An 11,276-nucleotide genomic window follows, 5' to 3' on the forward strand; every position below is an offset into this window, starting at 1 on the left:
CGGGCCGGCGCCGGGCCATCCCGTCGGCTCAAGAGAAGACGCACAGGTCGACGCTAGGGGCGGATGGCGCTGATCGCACTCGGTTCTCGCGGAGTGCCCACCCGATGGCGTGGGACAGGACTGTCGTCGGTCCGGGGCACCCGTCAGGCGTGCTGCCTCCGTCGGAGGCGCACGGGCTCAGCGACGCAGAGCGCTGCCACTGCGAGTGCGGGACCGTGTTCGGCCACCCAGATGTTGAGGGCGAGCCAGGTGGACCCCACGAGGAACATCACCCGACGATGGTGTCGCGTGGACCTGCGGAAAGGTGTCAGCCGCCGCAACAGCTGGGACGTCTGGGACGGCTGGTGGGTCGGTGGCCGTTGAGTCGCGCGGCAGCCGGTCAGCGCGGGACGTCGGGCAGCGCCTCGTCGGCGAACTCCGCCGCGTTGAGCGCCAGCGAGTCGTTCCGCAGATAGGTCCACATCCGCTCGCACGCCACGTCGTCCAGGTAGACGACGCTCGCGGCGCCCTCCGTGCCGGTGCCGAGAACGGGCGCGGTGAAGAACTCGACGTCATCCGGCTCGAGCTCGCGCAGGGAGTAGGCCAGCGCGAGCATGTCGCCGTTGCCCAGCTCGCCGTCAACCGCGACGGCGCTGGTCACGACGAGCAGGGCAGCGTCCAGGCGGCCGGGGTCGGTGAACGTGTCCGAGCTGGACAGCTGGGCGAACACCGACCGCAAGTACTGCTGCTGACGCTTCACGCGGTCGAAGTCGCCGCCGGCAAGGCCGTAGCGCTGTCCCAGGTACCAGCGGGCCTGGTCGCCGTCGAGGTGATTCACGCCGGTGCGGAAGGTGTACGGCCCGTTGCTCGTCGTCTCCGCGACGACGACGTCCACCCCGCCCAGGTCGTCGGTGACCTGGACGAGGCCCTGGAAGTCGATGGCCACGTAGTGGTCGATCCGGACGGCGGTGAGATGCTCGACGGTCTGGACGAGCAGCGACGGCCCGCCGAACGCGTACGCGGCGTTGATCTTGTCCTTGCCGTGCCCGGGGATGTCCACCCACGAGTCCCGCGGGATGGAGATCAGCTGCGCGTGCTGCCGATCGCCCGTGAAGCGGACGAGCATGATCGCGTCCGAGCGTCCACCCGCGGCGACGCCCTCGTCGGCGGTCGCCCGGGTGTCTGAGCCGACCAGCAGGAACGTGACCGGTTCCTCGCCGGTCTGCTCGACCGGTGTCGCCGGCGCCGGGCGCGCCTGCTCGTCGAGGTTGGCGAAGACGCCGGAGACCCGGTCGATGTTGCCGGCGTACCGGTCCGTGAGATACCAGAGGCTGCCGCCGACGAGCAGGACCAGTACCAGGCCGAGGACGCCGAGGCTGATCAGCACCCGGCGCAGCGCGCGACGTCGCCGTGACGTCGGCTCGTCGCTCTCGGCGGTCTGTCGTTCCGGCGCACTCACCTCAGTGCTCATGGGGCCCCCGTCCACCAAGCAACTCGCCCGAATGTACGGACGCGGACGGTGGACGCGACGGCGGTGCCACCCGTACGGGTGAGGCCGGTCAGCCGGCCCGCCGGACCGTCAGGTCGTCTCGTTCTCCCACGACGACGGTGACCGGTCGACCGGCGAGAGGCAGCCCGAGACGGCGCGGGGCGCCGACGCCCGGCGTGAGGCCCCCGCGGAGCTGCGGGACGCCCGGAGGGGGTGGGGAACGGCGGCGGCCCGGATCTCGCGCTGTTCGGCGGTGCGGATGGACCGGCCGATGACCACGGCGCCCGCGACTGCGAGCAACAGCCATCCGAGCCCGACGATCGCCACCCAGTGCATGTGCCCCCCAGATCACCCCGGTGTGCGCGCAGACAGACGGCACCCCGCAGCGCTGAGTCAACCGAACAGACGATCTCTTGTCCGCCCCCAACGTCGGGGAGGCGCGACGGGCCTGTGACGGTGTGACGGACGAGTACGCCACCATTCCGCTCGGTCGCAAAGCCGGGCAGACTGCGTACCGTGATCGCGCTGGTCCGGCTCGTCGGCCGTCGTCCCCGGACGGGCGACCAGGGTGTCCCCCGTCCGTGTCGGTGGCACCGCTTCTCCTGGGCGGGTGACGACGCCTTCAGCGGCTCCAGCCTCTATGCCTGTCGCTGCGGGGTCGTCCGCCCCGGGCTCTGAGGCCTTTCAGGAGGCGTCCAGCAGTCCGGGCGCCCCCTGCTCGGCGGCCCACGCGCTGCGCACCATGTCAAGCAGCTCCCGCTTCGCCGTCCATCCGAGCTCGGCGGCGATCCGGTCGACGCGGCTGACGACGTGCCCCGGGTCGCCCGGCCGGCGCGCCACCACCTCGTGCGGCACCGGGCGGCCGATGACCGCGGCGATGGTCTCCAGCACATCTAGAACGCTGCTGCCCACCCCGCGGCCGACGTTGTACGTCGCGATCCGCGGCCGCTCCTCCAGCGCCGCGGCGGCGGCCACGTGGGCCTCGGCGAGGTCCTCGACGTCGGTGTAGTCGCGGATGCAGGTGCCGTCCGGCGTGGGGTAGTCCCCGCCGTAGACCGTGGCGGGCGTCCCGCGGCGCAGTGCCTGGAACACCAGCGGCACGAGGTTGTAGGCGCCGGTGTCCTGCAGCTCCGGGGCGGCGGCGCCCACCACGTTGAAGTAGCGCAGGTTCACCACGCCCGTCCCGTACGCCGCCCCAGCCGCGGTGAGCACGCGCTCGCCGTAGAGCTTGGACTCCCCGTACGGGCTCTCCGGCCGCGTGGCGGCGTCCTCGTCGACGACGTCGACCGACGGCGTCCCGTACACCGAGCAGCTGGAGGAGAACACCACCCGCGACACCCCGGTCGCGCGCATCGCCTCCAGCAGGCTGACCACCCCGCCGGCGTTCACCCGGGCGTACAGCAGCGGATCGGCCACCGACTCCGTCGGGAACTTCTTGCCGGCCGCGTGGACCACCCCGGCGGGCGCGGTCCGGCGGATGACGTCGGCGAGGAACCCCGTGTCGAGCACCGACCCCTCGGCGAACTCCACGCCGTCGGGCACGCGGCAGGTCAGCCCGGTGGAGAGGTCGTCGACGACCACGGCGTCCCGGCCCGAGGCCAGCAGCGCGCGGACGACGTGTGCACCGATGTACCCGGCACCGCCGGTGACCAGCCAGGTCGTTCCCGCCATGACCGGAGGCTATCGGTCGGACCGACACCATGACGGAGCGTCGACGGGGGACCACGGAGCGGCGGCCCTAGAGTCCGTCAGGGTGTACGAACGCTCCTCCGACCGGGTGGTCTGCGAACGGTTCAACTTCGACGTCGTCGACTCGACCGTCACCAGGTCGGACGGCGCCACGTTCGGCCGCTCCTGGGCCCGGCACGAGCCGACCGTGGCGACCGTCGCCGTCACCTCCGACCGCCGGGTCCCGCTGATCCGCCAGTACCGCGCGGCCATCGACGCCGACAACCTCGAACTCCCCGGGGGGCGCATCGACGCCACTGACGGCGAGCCGTCGTCCGCCGCGGTCCGGGAGCTGGAGCAGGAGGTGGGCGTGCGCGCGGCCGCCGTCACGCCCCTCGGCAGCTTCCTCAACTCACCCGGCCACTGCAGTCAGCGGACGCTGCTGTTCCTCGCCGAGGACCTGACGGACACCCCCCGCGACCTCGACGCGGAGGAGGAGTCGACGTCGCAGGTCCAGTACGTCGACCTCGCCGACGTCGACGGCCTCATCGCCCGGGGCGACGTGCAGGACGCCAAGTCGATCATCGGGCTGCTGCTGGCCGCCCGGCGGCTGGGGGTCTGAGCGTGGCCTTCGTCGACGACGTCGCCGCCAACCTCGTCAGCGGCATGGTCGCCGGTGGGCTCTCCAGCGCGGCCACGGTCAGCTACCTGAGGGCCAGGGAGTGGCTGCCGGCCCGCCGGCTCTGGCGGCTGAGGGACCCGAAGCACCTCACCGTCATCGTCTCCACCAGCGAGACCCCGCGGCACATCACCGGGAAGGTCCGCCTCGGCACGGGGGTGGGTCAGCTGCGCGGGGTCGCGCTGCTCGCGCCGTCCCTGATCCGCGCCTACGGCTCGGCCCTCGCCCCCGACATGGTCGTGCTCTCTGCCAACGCCGGCCCCGAGGAGGAGGAGGGCGACGTGATCCTGCTCGGCGGCCCCCGCACGAACGCGGTCGCCGCGAAGGTCTGCGAGGTCCAGGGTCTGCCGGTGTACATGTGCGACGCCCCGCGAGCCGACGGCAGCGGCCCGGTGGACAGCCGCATCCACTGGGCGCCGCCCGGCCAGGAGCCGGTGGTGCTCGACACGGCCGACGAGGGGGACTGGGCCTACGGGATGGTGTTACGGCACCGGAACGTCCTCGTCGACACCTCTCCCGGGCGGATGTGGATGATCGCCGGCACCTCCACCTACGGCACGCAGGCGGCCGCCGAGTGGCTGGTGGCCAACACCAAGGTGCTCGCCAAGGCGAAGGACACCGCGGCCTACGTCGTCCGGGCCCGGCTGATCGGCACCCCCGCGCGCGGCATCCGCACGCCCCAGGTGCACCTGGCGGTCGACTATGCCGACCGCTGAGGTCGTCGCCACGCGCGGCAAGTACGACGACCCGGCGCGCAACGAGGACGCCGTCGTCGTCACCGAGCACTTCTTCGCGGTCGTCGACGGCGCGACCGCCAAGCACCCGGTCGCCGGTGGCGAGTCGCCCGGACGGCGGGCGTCGCAGGCGGTCGCGGCGGCCATCCGCGGGCTGCCACCGACCGTCGGCGCGCGCGAGGCGGTCGATGTCCTCACCCGGGCGCTGGCCGCCCTCGGGACGTCGTCCGACGTCGCCGAGCTGCCCTCTGCGAGCGTGCAGCTGCTGTCGGTGCACCGCGACGAGATCTGGGTCGTCGGCGACGGCTGGGCCTCCTGCGACGGGGAGGCCACCCGCTTCGGCCACGAGGTGGAGCGCCGGGGTGCCCGCGCCCGGGCCGCCCTCCTGCGCACGCAGCTGGAACGGACCGGCCTCGCCGAGCTCCTCGAGCACGACCCCGGGCGGGCCATGATCCTGCCCCTGCTCGCCAGCGAGCACCTGCTCACCAACCTCGACCGGGACGACCCCCTCGTCTTCGGCCGGCTCGACGGCCGCCCCGTGCCCGACCGGCTGCTGCGCGTCATCTCCCTGCCTGCGGACTGGCGCCGGGTGGTGCTGGCGACCGACGGCTACCCCGCCCTCGGCGGCACGCTCGAGGAGTCCGAGCAGCTGCTCGCCCAGCGGCTGCGCGAGGACCCGCTCATGATCGCCGACCCGCCCGCCACCAAGGGCCTGGGCCCCGGGCTGGTCAGCTTCGACGACCGCACCTGGCTGGAGGTCGTGCGCTGAGGACCCCCGGCCGCGCGGCGACGACGCGCGGCCGACGGCGACTTCGGCCATGATCGACTGGCCGCCGGGCCGTCGCACGGCGGGGAGGAGCGCCGGGTCGCGGGACGTGGGAAGCGGTGAATGCGAGCGTGACGAGCACGTCGAGGGGTCCGGCGCGCCCGCGAGAGCGGTCCGTGTGAGCCCGTCGACGCGGCGGCCGGTCTGGGAGCAGCGCTGGCACCCCCTCCGAGAAGAGTGGGTGATCGTCGCCGCGCACCGCCAGGGCCGCCCCTGGCAGGGGCAGACCACCGCGGCCCAGCACGACCGCGTCCCCGAGTACGTCGCCGACTGCTACCTCTGCCCGCGCAACACCCGCGTCTCCGGGGCGACCAACCCCGACTACCGGGGCGTGCACGTCTTCGACAACGACCACCCGGCCATCGGCCCGGACGCGCCCACCGACCTCGAGGTGCCGCCGCCGCCCTACCGCGTCCAGCCGGCGACCGGCGTCGCGCGGGTCATCTGTTACGACCCGCGTCACAACCTCACCCTCGCCCGGATGCGGCTGCCCGCGGTCGCCGCCGTCGTCGACGCGTGGCGGCGGGAGACCTGCGACCTCGGTGCCCGGCCCGGGGTGCGGCAGGTGCTCGTGTTCGAGAACCGGGGGGAGGCCGTCGGCGTCTCCAACCCGCACCCGCACGGGCAGGTGTACGCCACCAACTTCACCTGGAAGACCTTCGACGGCGAGCTCGAGGCGCAGCGGCGGTACGCCCGCGAGACCGGCCGCGGCCTGTTCGCCGACGTCATCGCAGCCGAGCAGGCCGACGGACGCCGGGTGCTGTGGGAGGACGAGCACGCCATCTCGTTCGTGCCGTACTTCGCGCGCTACGCCTACGAGGTCTACGTGGCGCCCAAGCGCAGCGTCCCGCACGTCTCCGCGCTCACCGACGACGAGGCCGAGTCCCTGGCCCGCGCCCTGAAGGACCTCACCGTCCGCTTCGACAACCTCTGGCGCCGGCCCTTCCCGTACGTCATGCCGCTGCACCAGGCCCCGACCGACGGTGGGGACCACCGCGACCACCACTTCCACGTCGGCTTCCTCCCGCCGCTGCGGCAGCCGAACCTGCTGAAGTTCCTCGGCGGGCCGGAGAGCGGCGGTGGCAACTTCCTGAGCGACACGGCACCGGAGGAGAAGGCGGCGGAGCTCCGCGCGCAGCCGACCGTGCACTACCTCGATGTGGAGGGCACATGAGCGGAACGCACCCTGGCGGCACGGGCGAGGACGGCGGCGACGCCCACCGCACCGACCTCGAGCGCTGCGCCGCTGCGGTCGCCGCGAGCGGGGAGTTCTTCGTCCCTTCCCGGCCGGTCCACGTGGCGCGCGCGCCGGGGCGGCTTGACGTCATGGGCGGCATCGCCGACTACTCGGGTGCGATGGTCCTGGAGCTGCCCCTCGCGGCCGCCACGCTCGTCGCCGTCCAGGAGGCCGACGACGCCGCGATCACCGTGCGCAGCCCCGCGGCACCGGAGTTCGGCGCCGACGCGGAGGTCCACGTACCCCTGGACGAGCTGGCCCCCGACGGCGTGGCGCCGGACTACGACGCGGCCCGCGCGCTGCTCGCCGGGTCCGAGCGCACGCGCTGGGGCGCCTACGTCATCGGCACCCTCGTCGTCCTGGGGCGGGAGAAGGGGATTGGCCTCGACCGCGGGCTGCGGCTGCTCGTGGACTCCAGCGTCCCCACGGGCAAGGGCGTCAGCTCGTCGGCGGCACTCGAGGTGGCCACGATGCGCGCCGTCGCCGACGCGCTCGGAGTGGACCTGGAGGGCCGCGAGCTCGCCCTGCTGTGCCAGCGGGTCGAGAACCTGATCGTCGGCGCCCCGTGCGGCGTCATGGACCAGATGACCGCCGCCTGCGGCCGCGAGGACGAGCTGCTCGCCCTGCTCTGCCAGCCGGCGGAGCTGCAGGACCACGCGCCGCTGCCGGCCGGCATCGAGGTCTGGGGCATCGACTCCGGCATCCGCCACGAGGTGGGTGGCTCCGACTACGGCGCGGTCCGCGTGGGCGCCTTCATGGGCTACCGGGTCGTCGCCGACCTCATGGGCCTGGACGTCCGGGAGGTGGCCGACGGGCGGGTCGCCGTGGACGACCCCCTCTGGCACGGGTACCTCGCCAACGTGCCGCCGTCGCTGTGGGAGTCCGAGCTGCGCGACCGCGTGCCGGAGAAGATGGACGGCGCCACCTTCCTCGCGCGCTACGGCGGCACCACGGACGACGTCACGCGGGTCGACCCGAGCGCCAGCTACGCGGTCCGCCAGCCGACGGCACACCCGATCCACGAGCACGCGCGGGTGCGGCTGTTCCGGGCGCTGCTCGGCGCCCCGCACCTGACCGAGGAGGTGCGCGCGCTGCTCGGCGAGCTCATGTACCAGTCGCACGCGAGCTACTCCGCCTGCGGCCTCGGGTCCAGCGGCACCGACCGGCTGGTGGAGCTGGTCCGGTCCGTGGGGCCCGACGGCGGCCTGTACGGCGCGAAGATCACCGGAGGCGGCAGCGGCGGCGTGGTGGCCGTGCTGGTCCGCGCCGGCGCGCGGGACGCCGTCGAGGAGGTCGCCCGGAGGTACGCGGCAGAGACCGGGCGCGCGGCCCGGGTGCTCGGCGGGTCGTCGTCCGGGGCGATGGCCTTCGGGGCGGTCCGGATCGACGCCGGCGGCGCCTGACGTCGGAGTCCGGTCCGGCGGTACCGGTGGGCACGCAGACTGCCGATACACGTCGACGTGGAGGTACTCGTGGGCGTTCTTCTCGTGTGGGTGCTGCTCGCGGTCGTCGTCGCCGTCGTCGTGGGCCGGGGCATCCGGCTGGCCGACGAGCGCTCCGGCGTCCCGGCGTCGCTGACGACCGCCGACCTGCCCGCGGGCTTCACGGCGGAGGCCAGCAGCGCGCGACGCTGACGGTCTTCCCCGATCGGGTGACCGGACGGTCAGGTTCCGCCATTGACCTGCCGATGGTCAGGGCGTGTGGCTCTGGGTCGTCGGGGGACTGATCGTCTGGGTGTTGTTCGCCCTCATCGTGGCCGTGGTCGTGGGCCGCGGCATCCGGGTGGCCGACGTCCACGCCGGGCACGCCCTCCCCGCCGCGCGGACGCCGCGCCGCCGCATCCCGCTCCCGCCGGTCGGGGTCGCCCTGGCCGCCACCGCCGTCGTCCTGGAGACGATCGGCTACGTCGGCCGGCTCACCGGAGCCAGCGGGAGCACTGCCCGGGCCCTGTCGATGGACGCCCCCTACTCCGTGCCCCGCCTGTTCGTCGGCGCCCTGTTCGCCGCCGCCGCGGTCGCGGCGGTCGCCGGCGCCGCCCGTTCGCCGGGACGGCGCACCTGGTGGCTCGCCGTCGGTGTGGTGGCGGCTCTCATCGCCGTCGTGAAGGTCGGCAGCACCGTGCATGCCGAAGCGATGGTCGGGCTCCAGCGCGTGATCGGCGAACCCGGCGCCGTCGGGGTGAGTGTGTTGCTCGCCGCCGGCGTGATCGCCGTGCTCGCCTTCGTCAGCCGGGCCGAACGACGGGACCGGCGCCGCGTGCTCAGCTGCCTGGCCGGCTACGCCGTGGCCTCGGTCGGCCTCTCCGCCGTCTCCGCTGCCGTCACCGGCCGGCTGGCGATCACCGCGACCTTCCTCGAGGAGTCGGGGGAGGCGCTCGCCGGCGTCGCGGTCCTCGTGGCGGTGCTCGTCGGCGTCGCCCCGCGCCTGGTCCTGCCCGCCGAGTGGGTGCTGCGCCGCGAGGCCGACGCCGCCACCCTCGATGCTCCGCAGTCCCAGCCGGGTGCGGCCCGTAGCTGAGTTCTCACTGAGCGCACGGGTACCTCGTCAGGAACGAGTCAGGCTGCCGTGTCCTTGCGCGATCCGGCTGCCTGTTGTATGGGAACTTGAGTGTTTCGACGCGCTCACGACTCGTATGGTGACTGTCAGTGATACAGCGCCGGAACTTGCTGTGAGTCACACCCCAACAGGTTGACCCGCACACGCTGTCGTCGAACAGTCGCTGCTGGGTGAATGCGGGCAAGAGGCCTGCCACCAGCCACATCGCTGCCCGTGCGGATGTGGCGCGGGGGAGTGGACGTGCTGAGCGCAGGCGGCAAGGAGGAGGCGAGCGGTCACTCCGCGTCACCGCCCTCCGCCGTCCCCGCCGCTCTCCGCCGCCCCTCCTGGGCCACCCGCGCGCTCCTCGCCGGGCTCTTCCTGATCGGCCTGTCGGCACTCATGGCCGACACCGCGTCGGCGAGTCCCGGCGCCCACCGCAGCAGCGGGTCCGACGGCTGGTCCGACCGCAGCTGGGACGGCTCCGGCTTCGCCGGCGGCGCGCACCGCTGGGACGGCCACTCCGGCCACCTCGACCGCTGGCACGACGCCGCATGGCGCGCCGACGCCCGGTCGTCGCGTGACGTCCGGGACGTTGGGTCCGCCGCCGAGGCGTCGCCGGAGGGGCTGACCGCCGACGGCGTCGTCGGGCGCGAGACCCTCGCCGCGGACACCGACGCCGTCGCGCCGGCCGACACCGCACCGCCCGCGCCGCCCGTCCAGGACGCCGCGCCCCCGGTCGTCGAGCCCCCCGCGCCGGCGCCGCCCGCGGAGACCCCCGCCGACACCGGGGATGCCGGCCCGCCGTCGGCCGGCGGTGCGGTCAGCACGCCGCAGTCGGTGCCCCTGCCCGCCGGCCCGCCGCCCGCCGCGCCGGCCGATCCCGCTCCCGCGCCCGAGCAGCCTGCCCCCGCGCCCGAGCAGCCCGCCCCCGCGCCGGCGCCGCAGCCCGATCCCGTCGTCCCGCCCTCGGGCAGGGACGTCGCGGCGCCGGTCTGCGACGTCGTGGACGGCGTCCTCCCGGAGCTGCCGCTGGGCCAGGTGCAGCCGTGCCCGACCGACGAGCCGTCGACCCCGGTCGCCGGTGGCGGAGGCACCCAGGCCCCCGCGGGCAACGGCTCGCAGACCCCCTCCGGCAACGGCTCGCAGACCCCCTCGGGCAGTGGCGCGCAGGCGCCGTCGGGCAACGGCGCCCCCAGCCCGCTGCCGGGCGCCGGCACCACGCCGCCGCCCGCGGGCACCGGCACCACCACCCCGCCCGCGAGCGGTGTCCAGCCGCTCCCGGCCACCGACCAGCCGCCGGCGTCCGAGCCCGCTCCGCCGGCGGCCCCTGCTCCCTCGTGCCCGGTGACGCCGGCCCCCGACGCGACGGGCTCGACGGCGGCCGGAGCCGCGGCCGCCGCCCTCCTCGGCGCCGTGACCGACCCCGTTCCCCCCGGGCCCGGTACCGCACCGGCCGCCGACCCGGCTCCCGCGCCCGTCGTCGACCCGCTGTGCGCCGCCCCGGTCGCGCCGGCGCCCGGCGCCGCGACGCCCGAGTCCTCGACGCCCAAGCCGGCGAAGGGTGCCGAGCCCGCGACCGACGCGACGGCGCCCGGTACGCCCGTGCCCGCGACCGGCGACGTCCCGGTGCTCGTCGTCCTCGACCGCGTCGCCCAGGAGCTGGTCGGGCCCCTGGCCGGGCCGCCGCTCGACGTGGTGTCCCTGACGCCGCTGTCCGAGGTGCTCGCCTCGCCCGCGGCCCGCGACCTGCGCGTCAAGGGCAGCGCCGCGGTCGGTACCGGCTCGGCGGCCGGTGCCCGCGCCACCGTGCCCGCGAGCGTCTCCGACGCCGGGGACGTCCCCGTCGCGCCGCCCGTGACCTCCACGCCGGTACCCCCGGTCGCCCCCGCCCCGGCTGCGCCCAGCGCGCCGTCCACGGGCGGAACGCACGCCTGCTCGTCGTCGGCCGGCTCGGGGGGCCAGAACGATGCGGTCGGCCTGCCGGCGGCGGTGCTCCCGGTCTCCTGGGTCGCGCCGCCCGCGAGCCACGCCGCGCTCCTCTCCTCCGGCATCGCCGGATCGGTCGTCGGGGGTGCCGACGACCCGGGCTGCAGTCCCGACTGACCCGGTTCCCGACCGGCTGATCC

General features: G+C 74.8%; 10 protein-coding genes. 8 read left to right on the plus strand and 2 right to left on the minus strand.

All coding sequences use genetic code 11. The annotated features are described in order from the left end of the window. Positions 1 to 379: 379 nt before the first annotated feature. Both ACI78Q_RS00105 and galE read right to left on the minus strand, forming a co-directional pair. Positions 380 to 1,450, minus strand: a complete 1,071-nt coding sequence (locus tag ACI78Q_RS00105; protein WP_456921249.1) for an LCP family protein — start codon at positions 1,448 to 1,450, stop codon at positions 380 to 382. 702 nt (positions 1,451 to 2,152) lie between these two features. Then, complete coding sequence (gene galE / locus ACI78Q_RS00110) at positions 2,153 to 3,139, minus strand: UDP-glucose 4-epimerase GalE (RefSeq protein ID WP_456921250.1); 987 nt, start codon at positions 3,137 to 3,139, stop codon at positions 2,153 to 2,155. Between the two features lie 82 nt (positions 3,140 to 3,221). On the opposite strand from galE, the gene ACI78Q_RS00115 reads away from it, so the two are divergent. The 8 genes from ACI78Q_RS00115 (at position 3,222) to ACI78Q_RS00150 (ending at position 11,253) form a co-directional block, all read left to right on the plus strand. Next, complete coding sequence (locus ACI78Q_RS00115; protein WP_456921251.1) at positions 3,222 to 3,758, plus strand: NUDIX domain-containing protein; 537 nt, start codon at positions 3,222 to 3,224, stop codon at positions 3,756 to 3,758. Positions 3,759 to 3,760: 2 nt separating this feature from the next. Beyond that, positions 3,761 to 4,531 carry a hypothetical protein gene (locus ACI78Q_RS00120; RefSeq protein ID WP_456921252.1) on the plus strand — a complete coding sequence of 257 codons (771 nt, stop codon included), beginning with the start codon at positions 3,761 to 3,763 and terminating at the stop codon, positions 4,529 to 4,531. Next, positions 4,518 to 5,318 carry a hypothetical protein gene (locus tag ACI78Q_RS00125; protein WP_456921253.1) on the plus strand — a complete coding sequence of 267 codons (801 nt, stop codon included), beginning with the start codon at positions 4,518 to 4,520 and terminating at the stop codon, positions 5,316 to 5,318. Before ACI78Q_RS00120 ends, ACI78Q_RS00125 begins: the two co-directional genes overlap by 14 nt. Positions 5,319 to 5,493: 175 nt before the next feature. After that, complete coding sequence (galT, locus tag ACI78Q_RS00130; protein WP_456921254.1) at positions 5,494 to 6,549, plus strand: galactose-1-phosphate uridylyltransferase; 1,056 nt, start codon at positions 5,494 to 5,496, stop codon at positions 6,547 to 6,549. After that, the gene (locus tag ACI78Q_RS00135; protein WP_456921255.1) at positions 6,546 to 8,015 is read left to right on the plus strand and encodes a galactokinase; all 1,470 of its coding nucleotides are present in this window, start codon (positions 6,546 to 6,548) and stop codon (positions 8,013 to 8,015) included. Before galT ends, ACI78Q_RS00135 begins: the two co-directional genes overlap by 4 nt. Positions 8,016 to 8,084: 69 nt before the next feature. Continuing rightward, a complete protein-coding gene (locus tag ACI78Q_RS00140) occupies positions 8,085 to 8,246 on the plus strand; it encodes a hypothetical protein (protein WP_456921256.1) in 162 nt (53 codons plus the stop codon). A gap of 64 nt (positions 8,247 to 8,310) precedes the next feature. Further along, complete coding sequence (locus tag ACI78Q_RS00145; protein ID WP_456921257.1) at positions 8,311 to 9,129, plus strand: hypothetical protein; 819 nt, start codon at positions 8,311 to 8,313, stop codon at positions 9,127 to 9,129. 279 nt (positions 9,130 to 9,408) lie between these two features. Next, the gene (locus ACI78Q_RS00150; RefSeq protein WP_456921258.1) at positions 9,409 to 11,253 is read left to right on the plus strand and encodes a hypothetical protein; all 1,845 of its coding nucleotides are present in this window, start codon (positions 9,409 to 9,411) and stop codon (positions 11,251 to 11,253) included. Positions 11,254 to 11,276: the final 23 nt, after the last annotated feature.

It is taken from the genome of Geodermatophilus sp. SYSU D00705, from assembly GCF_054050135.1.